The organism is Paenibacillus solani, assembly GCF_001277345.1.
Taxonomy (GTDB): domain Bacteria; phylum Bacillota; class Bacilli; order Paenibacillales; family Paenibacillaceae; genus Paenibacillus_AQ; species Paenibacillus_AQ solani.
On sequence record NZ_LIUT01000008.1, the window covers coordinates 210580 to 227140 of the forward strand.

General features: G+C 41.2%; 17 protein-coding genes. 14 read left to right on the plus strand and 3 right to left on the minus strand.

Annotation, left to right across the window (positions count from 1 at the left end; translation table 11 throughout):
- The first annotated feature begins 235 nt into the window (after positions 1–235).
- Positions 236–457 (plus strand): hypothetical protein, encoded by a 222-nt coding sequence (locus AM231_RS25080; protein ID WP_054405110.1) that lies wholly within the window; start codon positions 236–238, stop codon positions 455–457.
- A gap of 199 nt (positions 458–656) precedes the next feature.
- Here AM231_RS25080 and AM231_RS25085 read toward each other — a convergent pair whose 3' ends face one another.
- The gene (locus AM231_RS25085; RefSeq protein WP_054405111.1) at positions 657–1295 is read right to left on the minus strand and encodes a nitroreductase family protein; all 639 of its coding nucleotides are present in this window, start codon (positions 1293–1295) and stop codon (positions 657–659) included.
- A 118-nt stretch (positions 1296–1413) separates the two neighbouring features.
- On the opposite strand from AM231_RS25085, the gene AM231_RS25090 reads away from it, so the two are divergent.
- From AM231_RS25090 to AM231_RS25110, 5 genes are all read left to right on the plus strand, one after another.
- Positions 1414–1773: a MerR family DNA-binding transcriptional regulator gene (locus tag AM231_RS25090; protein WP_054405112.1), complete on the plus strand. Its 360-nt coding sequence runs from the start codon at positions 1414–1416 to the stop codon at positions 1771–1773.
- Positions 1774–1815: 42 nt separating this feature from the next.
- Positions 1816–2451: a hypothetical protein gene (locus AM231_RS25095; RefSeq protein WP_054405113.1), complete on the plus strand. Its 636-nt coding sequence runs from the start codon at positions 1816–1818 to the stop codon at positions 2449–2451.
- A 444-nt stretch (positions 2452–2895) separates the two neighbouring features.
- Positions 2896–4257, plus strand: a complete 1362-nt coding sequence (locus AM231_RS25100) for a sodium-dependent transporter (protein WP_054405114.1) — start codon at positions 2896–2898, stop codon at positions 4255–4257.
- Positions 4258–4409: 152 nt separating this feature from the next.
- A complete protein-coding gene (locus AM231_RS25105) occupies positions 4410–4988 on the plus strand; it encodes a TMEM175 family protein (RefSeq protein WP_054405115.1) in 579 nt (192 codons plus the stop codon).
- Positions 4989–5163: 175 nt separating this feature from the next.
- Positions 5164–5580, plus strand: a complete 417-nt coding sequence (locus AM231_RS25110) for a hypothetical protein (RefSeq protein WP_054405116.1) — start codon at positions 5164–5166, stop codon at positions 5578–5580.
- A gap of 231 nt (positions 5581–5811) precedes the next feature.
- On the opposite strand, the gene AM231_RS25115 is transcribed toward AM231_RS25110, so the two are convergent.
- On the minus strand, positions 5812–6411 hold the full coding sequence (locus tag AM231_RS25115) for a TetR/AcrR family transcriptional regulator (RefSeq protein ID WP_054405117.1): 600 nt from the start codon (positions 6409–6411) through the stop codon (positions 5812–5814).
- Positions 6412–6591: 180 nt separating this feature from the next.
- Here AM231_RS25115 and AM231_RS25120 point away from each other — a divergent pair, with 180 nt between their 5' ends.
- From AM231_RS25120 to AM231_RS25130, 3 genes are all read left to right on the plus strand, one after another.
- A complete protein-coding gene (locus AM231_RS25120) occupies positions 6592–7785 on the plus strand; it encodes an MFS transporter (protein ID WP_054405118.1) in 1194 nt (397 codons plus the stop codon).
- Positions 7786–8271: 486 nt separating this feature from the next.
- Positions 8272–8883 (plus strand): hypothetical protein, encoded by a 612-nt coding sequence (locus AM231_RS25125; protein WP_106406124.1) that lies wholly within the window; start codon positions 8272–8274, stop codon positions 8881–8883.
- Between the two features lie 514 nt (positions 8884–9397).
- Positions 9398–10414 (plus strand): carbohydrate-binding protein, encoded by a 1017-nt coding sequence (locus tag AM231_RS25130; RefSeq protein WP_054405119.1) that lies wholly within the window; start codon positions 9398–9400, stop codon positions 10412–10414.
- A 289-nt stretch (positions 10415–10703) separates the two neighbouring features.
- Here the strand turns inward: AM231_RS25130 and AM231_RS25135 are convergent, their stop codons facing one another.
- Entirely contained in the window at positions 10704–11894 is a 1191-nt protein-coding gene (locus AM231_RS25135; protein WP_054405120.1) for a coenzyme F420-0:L-glutamate ligase, read from the minus strand.
- 135 nt (positions 11895–12029) lie between these two features.
- Here AM231_RS25135 and AM231_RS25140 point away from each other — a divergent pair, with 135 nt between their 5' ends.
- From AM231_RS25140 to AM231_RS25160, 5 genes are all read left to right on the plus strand, one after another.
- The gene (locus AM231_RS25140; protein WP_054405121.1) at positions 12030–12914 is read left to right on the plus strand and encodes a LysR family transcriptional regulator; all 885 of its coding nucleotides are present in this window, start codon (positions 12030–12032) and stop codon (positions 12912–12914) included.
- A gap of 82 nt (positions 12915–12996) precedes the next feature.
- The gene (locus AM231_RS25145) at positions 12997–13245 is read left to right on the plus strand and encodes a transcriptional regulator SplA domain-containing protein (protein WP_053490808.1); all 249 of its coding nucleotides are present in this window, start codon (positions 12997–12999) and stop codon (positions 13243–13245) included.
- Positions 13238–14266, plus strand: coding sequence for a spore photoproduct lyase (splB, locus tag AM231_RS25150; RefSeq protein ID WP_054405122.1), 1029 nt, complete (start codon positions 13238–13240; stop codon positions 14264–14266). Before AM231_RS25145 ends, splB begins: the two co-directional genes overlap by 8 nt.
- 508 nt (positions 14267–14774) lie before the next feature.
- Complete coding sequence (locus AM231_RS25155; RefSeq protein WP_054405123.1) at positions 14775–15737, plus strand: helix-turn-helix transcriptional regulator; 963 nt, start codon at positions 14775–14777, stop codon at positions 15735–15737.
- A gap of 110 nt (positions 15738–15847) precedes the next feature.
- Positions 15848–16474 (plus strand): type 1 glutamine amidotransferase family protein, encoded by a 627-nt coding sequence (locus AM231_RS25160; protein ID WP_054405124.1) that lies wholly within the window; start codon positions 15848–15850, stop codon positions 16472–16474.
- Positions 16475–16561: the final 87 nt, after the last annotated feature.

Genomic DNA, 16561 nt, shown 5'->3' on the forward strand with positions numbered 1-16561 from the left:
GTGGGATGAGGTTATTTATGGATCTCTAGAGATTTCGACACTTCTCGCTTGGCGGAATCGCTGGGTAACTTCACGGAAAAGACGGAGTGCTTTTCGATTTCGCTCTATAGATGATACGGTGAACCCTACCATAAGTGATCGGCGAAATTACACTAAAAGTGCTTACTAGTCTCAGTAAGTTGCTATTCAATTTTTTGGGGGGAACTTATATTCGTGAGGATAGAAGGTGATTCCGATGGCGAAATGGGATAACTTGCTGGCATCCGCAATCGATGTCAGAAAGAAGAATTCAAGCGATTTTGTGCCTATTCGTTACAGCCAAATTTATCTTTTGGTGGGGAGAGGCATGTTTCCAGGAATCGGCGTGTTTTTGCCGGTGGATGAGGCGGCACGAAGCGTATTTGCCTCGTTTGAAAGTACTGTTGACTACGGCAGTATTGTAAGAGGTATGGTTTGATTCAATTATGAGCAATGGGATTTAGGTTATATTTATTCCGAAATTAGAAAATACTTTTTCTCATTGTAGGGTTAAACAGCGGACAAGCGAAATGTCGGTAAGCCAGAACCACCAACACCTTCTCTAGTTGTTGGCAGTTCTGGCTTTTCTGGATTCATCAATGATTAAGGTCTTCACAACCTCGCGTTATGTTTGGAGATTATCTCCAAAATGTAATCTTGTCCGAGCTTAATCGAACGGATTCATACCCGTCTTCCTTGGCTTTTCCTATAGAGATCATCATTACCGGAGCATAGCGTTCTTCATCCAAATCAAACGCTTTGGCTACCTGATCGACTTCAAAGCCTGCCATTGGGTTCGTATCATACCCATGCGCACGAGCTACCAGCATGAACTGCATGGCAAACAGGCTGCTATCGATTTTTGCAACTTCAACTTTTATTTCTTGAGGGAGAGTCGGGTACATCGATAGGATGGTTTTAAGTTGGCTGTCTCGCACTTCAGCCGGCATTTTCCCTTGTTCCACTGCTGTATTATAGATTTCTTCAACATTTAAGTAGCTTTGGGTATCCCCGAAAATTAACAACATGGCAGATGAAGTGTCGTTTTGTAACGTATTGAACCGCACAAGTGGCCTTAGCTTTTCTTTTCCTTCCGGAGTGTCGACCACGACTACGCGCCAAGGCTGCAGATTGGCTGAGGACGGAGCCAAGCTGGCTTCCGAGATCATCTCGTGAATCTCTTCTTTCGATATTTTAAAGTTCTCATCATAATGACGAACGGAACGTCGTCCCTTGACGATATGGGTGAAATCGTTATTTTGGATAGAGTTGAACATAGAATCTCTCCTTTAGATAACCTTAATATTTTTGACATGGCTTATGTCATTCGTTATCTTATTTTTATTATGAACTATGAACTTAGGTTTATAGCAACAAATAAAAAGAGGTCTCATAATGAAAATAAATGACGTTTCAAAATTAACGGGTTTGCCAATATCCACCTTGAGATTCTATGAACGCAAAAACCTCATTCCAGACATATTTGTTCAAAGAGATGCGAATAATTATCGGATTTACTCTGAAGAAGTTGTTGAATATCTAAATGATGTGAAGGCACTTTTGTTCGTAGAATTCTCTATTGAAGAGCTAAGTTTGCTGGTCAATCAACAACTTCATTTAACCTATGAGGAAAAAAAGAAGATAGTGGAGCAGAAAATTAAAGAAATTGAAGATATTCAGAAGCAGTTGAGAAAGTCGAAAAAATTCCTGAAGGCCATCTTGGAAGGAAAAGTGAATTTCCAAACCAAGTGTTAAGCTAAGTTTGCTGGCTAAATTAGAAAGACGAGGTGTAAGATTATGAATGCGTTAGAACACTTACCAGAACCGGAAAGCTTAAAAAAGCTAATGATCGTTCAAGCAGCTCTGAATGCGATTCTTTGTGAGACGGAATGGCTTCGTTATCATAGCTTTGTTCAAGAATGGGATGAAGGAGTTTGTATGGCAAAAATAGATAATGGGGCAGGGGATCATCTTATCATGTTGTTTTCCGTTGAAGGCTCCATCATCAAGGGTTTTGATCATGAATCCCAATTAAGCCCGTATGCACAAGACGAACATAGAGTATGGCCAGGCATCTATGATAACGTTCCAAGCGAATTATTATCTCCTCTGGAGCATGAAGGAATTGAAAAAGAAGATGTGACTTTTTGTATATGGCGTAAAAATAGTGATTCGAGCTGGCAGAAGGGAAAGGTTAAAATGCCAAAAGGAGCAGACGATGGGTCTGCTTTTTTAATAGGTGCGATTTACCGGACACCCGAAGAGTTCGTGCAATTTGCGAAAGATTATTATGAATTGGCCATGCCAGTAGAAGTTGTTGAAAAAGTTTACGAAGGTGTCCCTATTACTATAGAGATGATTCAAATGCTAAACCCCGACTGTGCTGTAGAGGAAGTTTATCGGGAGTTGGAGTCAATGAGATTAATTAAATGAAGGGCTGGTTGTGCCAGCCGTATATGCTAGTTCATACCGCTAACGGGAGTGATAGTTTAACTTACCTACTTCCAAGCCGCCGAGTATATGCATCTTATGTAAGTTTGAATCATAGTCGTTGGATCGGGTAAGAGATTGGAAATCATGCGCCGCAGCAGCTCCTTTCGTATTTTTCGCCGATAGGCCCGTTACGATGAACCGTATCATAAGTAGGGGCGAAATTTAAAAAGGCTATAGCCAGCACTAATTAGCTGATCTTAGAGTCGGTCAAAGTGTAGAATACTATCAACAAAAGCTCCAAACCCATTCCAATCATTTGGTGGATTTGGAGCTTTTCTATCTAGTCTGAGCCAACTTAGTGTTGTTAAATATAGCGAAATGACTTTTTTATTTTTTTACGTTATTGTATAGAGGACATAATTACAGTAGATTGGATTGAATCACATGCAAGCATCAGAACAATGGTCATCGAAGATTGGTTTTATTTTATCTGCAGCAGGATCAGCGATAGGAATAGGTGCAATATGGAAGCTCCCTTATGTCACCGGTATCAGTGGGGGAGGAGCCTTTTTTCTTCTGTTTATTTTATTTTCTTTGTTTATGGGTCTCCCATTGTTATTAGCGGAGTTTGTTATTGGCAGAAGCACGCAAAAGGAAGCCATTAGCGCTTATCGTAGTTTAGCTCCTAATAGCAGTTGGCATTGGATTGGGAGGATAGGGGTATTTACCTGCTTTCTCTTGTTATCTTTTTATAGTGTAATTGGTGGTTGGATTGTTATTTATTTTGCAAAAGGTTTATTTGGTGGAATCATTAGTGAGGGTGCAGATTATAGTTCCGTCTTTAACGCGACGATTGAAAATCCAGTATTGGTTGTTGCAGCACAGTTTGTATTTTTGGCCATTACCGTTGCCGTTGTTGCAAAAGGGGTTCAAAATGGAATTGAAAGAGCAAGTAAAATTTTGATGCCCGCTTTATTTATACTATTTATTCTTCTCATCATTCGTTCACTTACACTGGATAACGCCATGGAAGGGGTAAAATTTTTTCTAGCACCCGATTTCTCGAATATTACTCCTCAAAGTATTTTGTTTGCGATGGGCCAAGCTTTTTTCTCCTTAAGTGTCGGAGTATCCGTAATGGTGACGTATAGTTCCTATCTTTCAAAAAAGGAAAGCTTAATTCAACCAGCCATCTCCATCGTCTCAATGAATTTATTGATTGCTCTATTAGCAGGATTAGCAATCTTTCCAGCTGTATTCTCATTGGGATTAGAACCAACGGAAGGACCTGGTTTGCTGTTTGTAGTATTGCCGGCTGTGTTTGATCAAATTATTTTTGGAGAAGCGTTCTTACTAGCCTTTTTAGCATTATTTTTATTTGCTACATTAACCTCGGCCTTCTCCATGTTAGAAATTATTGTAGCATCTGTACTTAAAGGCAAGGCGGAGAAGAGAATCAAATATGCATGTATTGTTGGTGTTCTAATTTTTGTAGTAGGAGTTCCCTCTGCCTTATCTTATAGTGTCTTTGCTGATATTTTAATTTTCTCCAAAAACTTATTTGATTCCGCCGATTATTTAGTGAGTAATATTTTAATGCCGCTTGGAGTATTTTTAATCTCTATTTTCGTAACGAATAAGATTAAGAAAAGCACTTTGCGAGAGGAATTATTAAAGCATTCTCGGTTAGGGGCCTCTGTGTTTGAAATATGGTTTTTTATAATGAGGTTCATTATCCCTTTAGTCATTATCATCGTATTTCTTAATATGACGGGAATACTTGATAAGATAGCGAATGCTTTCTAAAATAGAATACCAAGGCACCCGCTCGGGTGCCTTTTTCTAGTCGGTAACTGAGGGTAGAAGAAGGCTTTGCTTGACGAGAGGAAGAATTTTATGCAACGTTACTAATGTCGAAAAGATAATAAAGTAAGAAGCGAGAGAGAGTGTGAGACACCATGAAAGCGAATCGGATGGAGGCATTCAGCGATGGCGTACTGGCGATTATCATTACAATCATGGTACTGGAATTTAAAGTGCCGGCAGGCCATGACTGGCATGCGCTGATCGAGCTCGGCCCCAAGATTCTTAGCTACATTTTTAGTTTCGTATATGTTGGCATCTACTGGAACAATCATCATCATCTGCTGCACATGGTTCGAACGATGAACGGACCGTTAATGTGGCTCAATTTGCTGCTTCTTTTCTGGTTATCCCTGATCCCGTTTACGACAGCTTGGATGGGAGAAAGCCATTTTGCAGCCACACCTACTGCGCTGTATGGTTTTATACTATTACTGGCAGCATTGTCGTACTGGTTGCTTCAGCGGGTGATTGTTAAGCAGCATTCTAGCGATTCCTCTTTCTTTTTGGCGATGGGTAAAGACTGGAAGGGGAAAGTATCCCCCATACTCTACTTAGCTGCAGCCTTGACCGCATATGTGAGTCCTTGGATTGCAGGCTTCTTCTTTGTACTCGTTGCCGTAATCTGGTTCATGCCTGATAAACGAATCGAGCATGCTTTGAAAGGCCGCTAAAAGATGTGCAATATGAAAATACATTGATCAGAATATCTACGTAGGATTCGAAATTTGCCTTAAACGACTACCGTTCAGCTTCGGCTGGGCGGTTATTTTTTGGGCAACTGCCCAAGCACCCTCTCCGCGAATGCATATGATGATTCTACCTATTCATTGAAAGGAGCGATCACATATGGGATTTTTTCCAGTGCCGGGAACCGGCGGAGGATTTCCGGGGTTTCCGGGGGGGCCTAGCGTGCCGGGCGGACCTGGCGTACCAGGAGGACCGGGTTTTCCGGGTGGAGGTCCCGGAGGTTTTCCGGGAGCTCCGGGAAGTCCGGGGGGTGCACCGGGAGGCGTTCAAGCGCCGACGGCCCCTCCACCGCAATTCATACCACAAATGCAGGCTACCACATTTGCCATTGATCCCGGCGGGATCAGACGCTGCATGTTTCGCAACACATATATTTGGCTCAACAATGGCGAGCAATTCTGGTTCTTCCCGGTATTTGTCGGGCGTAATTCTGTTGCAGGGTTCAGATGGTTCGGTTTCTTCTGGGGGTACTTTGGCATCGATTTGAACCGGATTAGCTCGTTCGCGTGTTTTTAAGGCAGACAGCGAAAGAGAACAGCCTACAGGCTGTTCTCTCTTTGTTTATGGGCTTTAGCCGGTGGTGGGTGAAAGGCACGAAACAAAAAACTACCAGATGGGCTTATTCCGCGAATTTCCACTCCGAAAAGAATTCATCCTCTATTCGGCTAAAAGAATGGAAAACAACTTCTTATGTTAGGAACGATGCGATCGATGCCGTGTTTGATCCGATGGATGTTCAGCACCCGGCTAATGGCTTGAAAGTGTTGAACCAATTCCTTCAAATGCGTTTCTAACTAAATTCTCCACATAGAGGTCGTCCAAGATTTCGCCTGTCACAAGCAAACGATAGAATATCGGCCCGTAAATGAGATCAATGCATATGCCAATGTCGAGATTGTTTTTCAATTCCCCGCGTTGAATCCCTTTTTCCAATAGACCTCTGGCCTCAAGTCGGCGGGGACGGAAAAACCGAGCACGGTAGGCCTCCGCCAATCCTGAATCAAACTGTCCTTCACCTAATAACTCCTTAATGATGGTCCCCTCCCGGCTTGTCAAAAACCCGGTTAAATTTGTGGCGTGAATTAAAATATCATTAAATGTTGTACCTGTATCAGGCACGGGTAATCTGTCTGTGGCGGCATGCAAGAAACCATCCATGACCACGGAAGCCTTGTTAGGCCACCATTTATATATTGTGGCTTTACTAACTTGGGCACGATCGGCGATTTTATCCACTGTGACGGCTTGAAAGCCATTTTCCAGTAATAACTCGTAAGATGCGGAAAGAATAGACTTTTGAGCTTCTATATTACGCGGCCTGCCTCTTTTTCCATTCATCGTCATCATCCTCTTTCGTTTTACCTATCTGATCAATAAAAAACAAACTATACGTTCAGTATATCAATCATACATAAAAAAATAAATTGCGTCTGCCTATTTACAAAACTACACGTTCAGTATATTATTCTATCATGTAATTACTAAACTGTACGTACAGTATTTATAAGAAAGAAGGAGCTGCTTAAAATGACTACTTTAAAAAAGCAAACGACCGAGACAAATATTTCGAAATGGTTAACTCTGCTTCTGGCTGCCGCATGCGGCATCATTGTAGCAAATCTTTACTATGCGCAGCCCTTGGTTGGAGTCATCAGCTCTTCCATTGGGCTATCCGCAAACAGTTCCGGTTTGATCGTGACCTTAACACAGATCGGTTATGTAGTCGGCTTGTTATTTATAGTACCCCTGGGAGATATCGTTGATAATCGGAGGTTGGTTGTCGCATCTTTACTTCTCACAGGTGTTGCTCTTGCAATCACGTCAGTGTCGAAACAGGCAGCGCCATTCTTGGCGGCTTCGTTTGTTATCGGCATAGGGTCGGTCGCCGCGCAGGTACTTGTGCCTTTTGCGTCATACCTTGCATCTGATTCTTCACGCGGTCGCGTTGTCGGCAATGTCATGAGTGGTCTGTTGCTTGGCATCATGCTCTCGCGTCCGTTGTCGAGCCTGGTGGCCGACTTCCTGGGCTGGCATACCGTATTCGCCTTGTCTGCCGTAGCGGTAATTATTTTGGCAATTGTACTGTCAAAGGTGTTGCCTGCAAGAAAGCCTATGACGGACACGCGTTATACCGCTCTGCTTGGTTCGATGTGGCACTTGCTGCGCACAACCCCAATCTTACGCCGCCGGGCTGCTTATCATGCATTTGTGTTTGCAACGTTCAGTTTATTTTGGACAACAGTCCCGTTACTGTTATCCGGCCCGGTCTTTCACTTTTCTCAGATAGACATCGCGTTGTTCGCGCTTGTTGGAGTCGCAGGTGCAATAGCGGCACCTTTGGCTGGACGGCTGGCCGACCGCGGCTGGACTAAACCAGCAACGTGGATTGCACTCGCCACTGTCGTCAGTTCGATGTTGCTGCCGCTTATGATCCGTACGGGTTCAATTACCGGCATAGTTATTCTCGTCGTTTCAGCTATTTTATTGGACGCTGGCGTATCCGCAAATCTTGTGCTTGGACAACGTGCGCTCTTCTCGCTGAGTCCGGAAATTCGTAGTCGGTTGAATGGCCTTTTTATGGCTATCTTCTTTTTTGGCGGTGCCATCGGATCCGCAATTGGGGGATGGACGTATGCTACAGGAGGATGGAGTGCCGTGTTATGGGTTGGAATGGCTTTCCCGATCGCAGCCCTCCTTTATTTTGCGACAGAGAAGAAGTAATTTTAAAAAGTACAGGATTCCCTTACAAACTAACCGAAACATGAAGAGTAGGGATTTCGCTCTATAGATGTTATGGTGAACCGTATCAAAAGTAAGGCGAAAAGAAAATCTCCGCTAATTGAAACGTCAAAGAACCATTCAATGTCCTTGACGCTGCATTCATGTTATTGAACACAACGAATTGTTGGTTATCACTGAATCGGGGATTGTACACGAGAAAGATAAGATGATGGACATTGATGATATTGAAATTTCCTGTTTAATAGGCGGGGCAGCCACCTTACAAGAAGAAGAGAAAAAGTAATCTAGGACCTACTGAGGTAGTCGCTGAAGAATCCGAATCAATAGATTTTTTAATTTGGATAGTAGTGGCTTAATATGATGTGAAAACGTGGAAGAGTTCCTTGCGCGGCCTGAGAGGTACCTCATTAAGTTTCTTGGAGGAGAGTTGTAGAATGCCTTTGGACAATGAAACAAAAGTTTTAGTTGAGTTGGACAGACAGTATACTTTATTATGCCGAATCTGACCTATCGAAAGATCAGGGGGCAGGCTGGATCGGTGGAAATGCACCCGACTTTTTTGATGATCAAGATGACCTCATCCATGAAGGTGACCAGAAATATGTTTTTTACTTGACCCTCGTCCATCCCTTTAAACTGGAGAGCATGATTTCGATCTTCATCCCTGAGGACTATGAGGAGTATTTGGAAAACAATATCTATCCTAATTGCTCTATCAAGGTGATTGAGCATCCCATTTCAACTGAAAGCACCAAAGAGATGTTTACTAACCCAGGCCTTATAAAACACACTATTTCAGATGGGACACTAAGCGATGACGAGAAATCGATGGATCAGTCTTTTTTGATCAAAGTAGGGGGAAACCCGAGACTTATTCAACATGAAGACTATTATTTCACGAAGCTGAGGGAGGAGTCATTTTCCTTTTTATTTCAAGTAGATGAAGATGGTTACCCTGAAACGTTGGTTCAACACGATTACGATTATCCTTTTGGTTTTGGATCACTCTATATTTTCGCTATAATAGGGGCGACCGAGATACAACACCCTGTAGCAGGTTTTTGGCAATTCTCTTGATTTTGCTCAATAGATGTTACGATGAGCCGTATCACAAATAAGACGAGCCGCGCGAGGACGGAAAAGGGGTTCTGTTACGCAGACGGGCGACCTAGTTAAAACAGTTTGCCGATGGGAACGATGACCCTCGGAGACAAGAGTTTTCCGATGAATAGGATTACTAAACTATCCAAATATGGATGAAATTATGGTGAAACTCATTTGAATCGTATCAATTGCAACTGTATCTTCAGTGATTTAATAGAGTGGATCTTTTAAAAGGGAATAAAAAATAATCTGTTGAATAAGTTAGTATTAATTTTATATCCGGGTATAACAGACAACTACGCTATTAGAGTACTAGAATCTTTTTGAACAAATTAAAATAAAGGGGGGATATAATATCATAAATGCTCCACAGTAAATCTGATTGCAGCAATAAAGATATCACGGCAAGACCCTGTTCAAGCTTCACTTTAAGTATGGCTCGTCTCAGGATAAACCGCAGATAAATAAAATATATGGAGGTTTTAAGATGACTAATAAAAAGTTTTCTTTTAAAGCCCTATCACTTATGATGGTTTTTGCATTTATTATATCCACATTTTACGCGGTCTTGCCGGCAAGTGCAGCTGCTAGAGGGGCATGGACTCCTAATACTGCATATGCAATAAATGATACGGTAACGTATAGCGGAAGCACTTATACCTGTCTTCAGGCACATACTTCCCTTGTAGGTTGGGAACCGTCCAATGTTCCTGCTTTATGGCAGAAAGGCGGTGGCGGTGGAACTACACCTCCTCCAACTACGCCACCGGCAACAAACGGAGCGATATTCTATGCAGATATAAACTATGGTGGAAAAGCAGTAACACTCGGAGTAGGTAATTATACATTGAATCAGTTGAACGCAAATGGAATTCCGAATGACTGGATGTCCTCTCTTAAGGTTCCTAGCGGTTGGACGGTTGAAGTATATGAGAATGATAATTTTGGAGGGACAAAGTGGACCTATACCTCGGATTCCTCCTGGGTCGGCAATACGGTCAATGATAAAATGTCATCGGTTAAGATTTATACGGGCTCACCATCACCAGGAGTAACAAAGCCTGCCGAGGTGCCGAGTCATATATGGACCTATGTCATGAATGCGGACAATGCCTACGGTAAAGGCGGGGATTTTGCTTTATTGCTCAGTGCGGTTATCAAAAAGGAAAGCAGTTTTGGAGCAGGTTTACCAGGTAGTCCATCGGCCGGCGACGGATTGATGCAGGTAGAACCAAACACACGTAGTGCTTATTTATCTCAATTCAACTCAAAATTTGGCCGTACCTATAATCACAGCAGTGAACAAGATCAGGTATACTTGGGCGCATTGATTCTAAATGAAAAGATTGTTAAATTCGGCAACATATATAACGGCTTACTACACTATAACGGAGGAGATAACTGGTATCCGGGCGCAACTGATTCTTATGGCCGTCCTATTTTGGCAAATCAATATGCAGATGCAGTTTACGCAACATATAAGGGCTATGGAGGTAAGAATTAAGTCGAATAGGGAAATGCCCTGGGAAGACGCTGAGCGGATCAGCGTCCTTTTTATTTCAAGTAGATGAAGATGGTTACCCTGAAACGTTGGTTTAACACGATTACGATTATCCTTTTGGTTTTGGATCACTATATATCTTCGCCATAATAGGGGCGACCGAGATACAAAACCCTGTAGCAGGTTTTTGGCAATTCTCTTGATTTCGCTTTATAATGTTACGATGAGCCTTATCACAAGTAAATGGAAAAAAAGGATGTCTCGATTAAGAGACATCCTGTTTGTACTGATCTTATTTTGTATAGTTATCAAAGTAACCTTGGATGTAGACCATTGGTGTTCCCTTGTCCCCGCTACCAGAAGTCAAATCAGATAATGATCCAATGAGATCCGTTAATCTACGAGGTGTAGTACCTTGTGCTTCCATCGCACCAACGAGGTCATCGTTCTTATTCTGGATGTATTCAGAAATAGCTTGTTTTAACTCTTCCCCGCGAAGATGAGAAAAGTTGTTATCTGCCAAGTATTTTAATTTCACTTCGTTTGGCGTGCCATTAAGTCCTTGGGTGTAAGCAGGTGATACTACTGGGTCCGCAAGCTCCCAAATTTTCCCGACTGGATCTTTGAATGCCCCATCGCCATAAACCATGACTTCAACGGTCTTACCTGTTACTTCTTTGATTTTTGCTTGAATCCCATCAACGATAGGTTGACAGTTGTTTGGAAATAACTTCACACTGTCTTCAGTTGCTTTATTTGATCCAAGTAGACCATAAGCTTCATTAAAGCCGCTGCCATTGATTGATTCTGAAAGAATATCATCAAGTCCATATACTTTTTCAGCACCGCTATTTGTTAAAATGCGTTTGGTTCTGAAACGTGAGTGAATATCACAAGTTAATACAGACTTTGTATAGTCTAAAATAGTTTTTGGATTGTTTGAGAAAATAACATCGCAAGTTACACCCTCAGCCTCAATCAGAGATTTATAGTATTCGATGTAATCAACACCTGTAAATGGATGCTCGATATAACCGAAATGTTCACGGAACTGAGCTTCTGTTAATACATCCGTCCATGGATTTATGCCTTTAACATCTAGTTCGTCGATGTCTACAAGGTGGTTCCCCACTTCATCAGATGGATAGCTCAACATTAAGACGATATGCTTTGCCCCTTTGGCAATTCCTCGTAGGCAGTTTGCAAAACGATTACGGCTAAGAATTGGGAAAATGACACCAACTGTTTCATCACCGAATTTTGCTTGTATATCTGTTGCTATATCGTCAATGGACGCATAGTTTCCTTGTGCACGAGCGACAATGGATTCCGTTATGGTTACAATGTCACGATCCTCAATCGAAAATCCTTCACTTTTTGCTGCATTTAATACCGTATCAACTACAATTTGTTCGATATGATCTCCTTGGTTGATAATTGGACCGCGAAGCCCACGTACTACTGTACCAACTGCTCTTGTCAATATAATCGCTCCTCTTATCGAGTACATTTATATAGAATTAAGTACTAATGTTCAAACACTATAAGTTTACTATACCTTCTTAAAGTGATATAAGTGAAATTAATATTTATTATATCTGATATTAGGAGAGCTTATATGATAGGAAATTTGGACTTATACCGTATATTTAACATTGTTAGCCAGAATAAAAGTTTTTCGAAAGCAGCCCAGGAATTATATATGACACAATCTGCTGTTAGTCAAGCCATTTCAAAGTTGGAGAAAGAATTAGAAATACTGCTCTTCTATCGAACATCAAGGGGAGTAGTATTGACCAATGAAGGAAAACTATTAAATGAGCATATTAACTCAGCTTTAGGAATAATTAACGTCGCAGAAGATAAAATATTAGAATTTAAAACATTAAAAACTGGAGAACTACGTATCGGGGTTGGAGATACCATCTCTCGTTATTTTTTATTACCTTATTTGGAGAAATTCCATAAAAGATACCCTGAAATCAAATTAAATATATTAAATGGAACCACAACAGAAATATGTGATTTTATTAAATCGGGAAAGGCAGATATGGGGATATGTAATTTACCAGTCCATGACGAACATCTTCAAGTCATCCCCTGTAAGGAGATTCAAGATGTTTTTGTGTGCGGAGAACAATATAAAAAGATAACGGAAAAACCGATTCGTTTAGAGTATTTAATGGAAATGCCATTAATTTTTTTAGAAAAAAAATCGAATTCACGAATGTTTGTGGAAAATTTCTTTACAAAGAGGGGCTTTCATATTTCACCTGTGTTCGAACTTGGGTCATATGATTTAGTTTTAGAATTCGCCAAAATAAACTTAGGTATTTCGTGTGTCATAAAAGAGTTTTCAAGGCATTATTTAGAACGAGGAGATGTATACGAGATAAAGCTTGAAGAGGAAATTCCAAAGAGGAGTATTGGCATATGCTATTTAAAGAATATTCCGTTATCACGTGCTGCGAAGAAGTTTGTGGAACGTATAAATAATGTCTGAATAGGCCCATTCCTAGTCGGCATATTCCAGATTGTTTTGTGTGATACTAACCGAAACATGAAGGATAGAGGTCGATGAAGTGATGAACGAATATCAACCGGGACAGATTGTGTATGTAATCATTCGTAACCCGCATGTTCAGGGAGTCGCGAATGTTCAGGAAGCTGCAGTAGTGAATGATCCTAATTCGCCGGGAAAAGTTGCGCTCTTTATATATGAGACGTATTATCCATTGAACGATGAGGTCGCGGTGTACCCGACAGCAAGTGAAGCTGAACACGCCTATAGTGAGGCATTCGGTTTATCCGACATGGGGACGTATTATGGTTAAGCCATTTGTACCTCAACTCGTCTATGTAGAGCCAAGAGCATTAGATTATCCGTTGGGACAAGAATTAGTATCCAAGTTTGAGAAAATGGGCATAGAAATTCGCGAGACAACCTCACATAACCAAATCCGAAACCTGCCTGGAGACAACGACTTTCAAAAATACAGAATAGCCAAGTCCACTTTAGTCGTCGGGGTTAGGAAAACCCTAAAGTTCGATACCTCAAAGCCTTCGGCAGAGTTTGCGATTCCGTTTGCCACAGGATGCATGGGCCATTGTCATTATTGTTATTTACAAACGACGATGGGAAGTAAGCCGTACATTCGGACTTATGTCAATATTGACGATATCTTTGAAGCTGCGGACCAATACATGAAAGAAAGAGCTCCTGAGATTACAAGGTTTGAAGCATCATGTACATCGGATATAGCCGGTATTGATCACTTAACCCATACGCTCAAGAAGGCTATTGAATATTTTGGTGAGTCTGAGCTGGGGAAATTACGCTTCGTAACGAAGTTTGCTCATATTGATCATTTACTTGATGCCAAGCATAATGGGCGGACTCGTTTTCGATTTAGTATGAATGACGATTATATTATTAAAAATTTTGAACCGGGTACATCCAGGCAGGCAGAGAGGATCGAAGCCGCCAGGAAAGTCGGGGAGGCCGGATATCCATTAGGTTTCATTATTGCCCCTATCTATTTGCATGACGGATGGAAAGAGGGCTACAAAGATATGTTCGAGAAATTAGAATCTGCACTTCCCCCTTCTGCCACTAAAGATTTGACCTTCGAGCTCATCCAGCATCGCTTTACTAAACCAGCGAAGAATGTCATTGAGAAGAACTATCCGATGACGAAGCTGGAGCTTGATGAAACCAAGAGGAAATGGAAGTGGGGGCGTTATGGGATTGGAAAATACGTGTACACAGATCAAGAGCAGGAGGATATTAAAGATACGCTAGGCAGGTATATCCATACTTATTTCCCTAATGCAAAAATTGAATATTTCACGTAATCATTGAGGTTGGAGTAAGAGGAATGAGTATAGACGTACTAAAGAAGAAGGGCACCCGACGGAGTGCCTTTTGATTTTCTATCGATGTTACAGTGAACCGTATCATCGATAGTGGTAAAGCAGAGGATTGAGTTGAAGGTGGATGCGGCGATGCTAAATGCCCAAAGAAGGGCTTAAGCATGCGGCACATGTGAATCAGTCATATTGATGGAATGGGGGAGCGTGCCTAAATAGGCTGCGCTCCTTGTTATATGAAATGTATAATGGACTTAATATAAGACATGTTAAAATAACAGCTGAGAAAGGATGGAGCAAACTTAGAGGAAAAAGCACCATGTCCTTGACTCCGGTAACACTAACGGACTTGATTACTAATAACAAGGAATTCAGGAGTGTATCAACACTACTAGGATCAGAATAAAGGAATACAGTGGATTAGCAGACAAATCACTTAAAGTGCTTGTTAAAAAAGTTAAGTATAGTGGTAATCAAAGGTGAGGGTTATGTTATGCCAAAAAATGATAATATGTTAACAATTCTATGGATGTTGAATTCGGGAGAGAAATTGACTGCAAAGCAAATATCTGAAAAGTTAGAGATAAATATAAGAACAGTTTATCGGTATATTGATGCACTATGTGCCAGTGGCGTCCCTATCATATCTGACACAGGGCACAATGGCGGGTATAGCTTGCTGCACAATTTTATCAAATCTCCTCTGCTATTTAGTATTGATGAAAAAAAGACACTGCTTCATGCTGCCCTATTTGCAAAAGAAGCCGGATATCCTTTGAGTGAGGCATTAGAGAATGCAACATCCAAGTTGAAAATGTATTCGAATCAGGAGCAGGAAAGTTTACTAAGCCATCATTTAGCCGGATTTGAAGTAATAAACCGCAGGGGATACCCCGCTGTTCAGCCGGTATTGCAGGAATTGGAGCACGCTGTAGCAAATGAATGGTCTGTAGAAATTTCTTATCGTAACAGTCATGAAGAGCAGTCGCCAAATAGGCTAATAGACCCCTATGGCGTGGTTAATTGGAACAATAAGTGGTACACAATTGCATTTTGCCACCTGCGGAATGAGATCCGCAGCTTTCGGGTAGAACGAATTCTGAACATCACACGCACGCCATTCTCATTTAGTCGTCCCAATGATTTTTCAGCGCGTACTTTTTTTATGAAAAATCTGTTACCAGATGTAGTAGGTAAATCCGGATTAATTTCTTTAATTATAGGTGGCAGGGCAGAGGCGTTGGATGATTTATGCATACATTGGTTTTTGGAGCATCATTTGCAGCAGCGGACATCAACGCAAGTAATTTTTTTACTTGAGGAAGAATCACTGTATACACATGTTCCGTATATAATTCTTCCCTATGGGAAATCCATTCAAGTTATAGAGCCACAGAATCTAAAGAATAAACTTGTGGCGGTTGCTTCAGAGTTAATGGAATATTATCAAGTTTAACAACTTCACTGACAGCAGTTGTCAGTGAAGTTGTTTTATTATAATGATAACCACTCGTTAAAGATGAATGGTTGCTGTTACCTAATAAACTTTATGAGGAGCACTTAGAAATGAATAATACAGTATATCTTTATGTGTTTGATACCATGTCCGATTGGGAAATAGGTTATTTAGCCGCCGAACTGAACTCTGGAAGATACTTCAGACAGGGGCTGGCTCCAGCAAAAATAGTCACCGTTGGGATAGAAAAGACTCCAGTAACTACAATGGGCGGATTGAAAATAATGCCTGACATTAAAGTGGATGAGTGCAGCATTAAAAGCGTAGATGCACTGATTTTACCTGGTGGAAATACATGGACAGAAGCTATTCACATGCCCATATTAAAAATTGCCGAGATGTGTTTAAAGGAAGGGATAGTAGTTGGAGCAATTTGCGGTGCTACCTTAGGACTTGCTCAAGCAGGATTGTTAGATTCACGTTGGCACACAAGCAATGATTTGGCCTACCTTAAAATGGTTTGCCACTCTTACACGGGCGAAGAATATTACAAAGTGGAATCTGCTGTCACCGATGGGAAATTGATCACCGCATCCGGAGTAGCTCCATTAGAATTTTCTGTTCATGTTTTAAAAGCGCTAGATGTATTTTCTCCAAAAACTTTAGACGCTTGGTATCGTCTTAATAAAACTCATGAACCTAAATATTTCTACGAGTTAATGAATTCAATCCAATGACAGTATAGGAATACAAGGCATGTTTAATGCTGTGTGTCGCTTATCAGGAAATAGTTTATTGGAACCACATTTACCTATAAGACGAAG

Coding starts and splice junctions, on each gene's coding strand:
- AM231_RS25130 (WP_054405119.1), top strand. CDS start 9,398: ATGACTAATAAAAAGTTTTCTTTTAAAGCCCTATCACTTATGATGGTT.
- AM231_RS25140 (WP_054405121.1), top strand. CDS start 12,030: ATGATAGGAAATTTGGACTTATACCGTATATTTAACATTGTTAGCCAG.
- AM231_RS25105 (WP_054405115.1), top strand. CDS start 4,410: ATGAAAGCGAATCGGATGGAGGCATTCAGCGATGGCGTACTGGCGATT.
- AM231_RS25155 (WP_054405123.1), top strand. CDS start 14,775: ATGCCAAAAAATGATAATATGTTAACAATTCTATGGATGTTGAATTCG.
- AM231_RS25080 (WP_054405110.1), top strand. CDS start 236: ATGGCGAAATGGGATAACTTGCTGGCATCCGCAATCGATGTCAGAAAG.
- AM231_RS25110 (WP_054405116.1), top strand. CDS start 5,164: ATGGGATTTTTTCCAGTGCCGGGAACCGGCGGAGGATTTCCGGGGTTT.
- AM231_RS25090 (WP_054405112.1), top strand. CDS start 1,414: ATGAAAATAAATGACGTTTCAAAATTAACGGGTTTGCCAATATCCACC.
- AM231_RS25145 (WP_053490808.1), top strand. CDS start 12,997: ATGAACGAATATCAACCGGGACAGATTGTGTATGTAATCATTCGTAAC.
- AM231_RS25095 (WP_054405113.1), top strand. CDS start 1,816: ATGAATGCGTTAGAACACTTACCAGAACCGGAAAGCTTAAAAAAGCTA.
- AM231_RS25160 (WP_054405124.1), top strand. CDS start 15,848: ATGAATAATACAGTATATCTTTATGTGTTTGATACCATGTCCGATTGG.
- splB (WP_054405122.1), top strand. CDS start 13,238: ATGGTTAAGCCATTTGTACCTCAACTCGTCTATGTAGAGCCAAGAGCA.
- AM231_RS25085 (WP_054405111.1), bottom strand. CDS start 1,295: ATGTTCAACTCTATCCAAAATAACGATTTCACCCATATCGTCAAGGGA.
- AM231_RS25115 (WP_054405117.1), bottom strand. CDS start 6,411: ATGATGACGATGAATGGAAAAAGAGGCAGGCCGCGTAATATAGAAGCT.
- AM231_RS25100 (WP_054405114.1), top strand. CDS start 2,896: ATGCAAGCATCAGAACAATGGTCATCGAAGATTGGTTTTATTTTATCT.
- AM231_RS25120 (WP_054405118.1), top strand. CDS start 6,592: ATGACTACTTTAAAAAAGCAAACGACCGAGACAAATATTTCGAAATGG.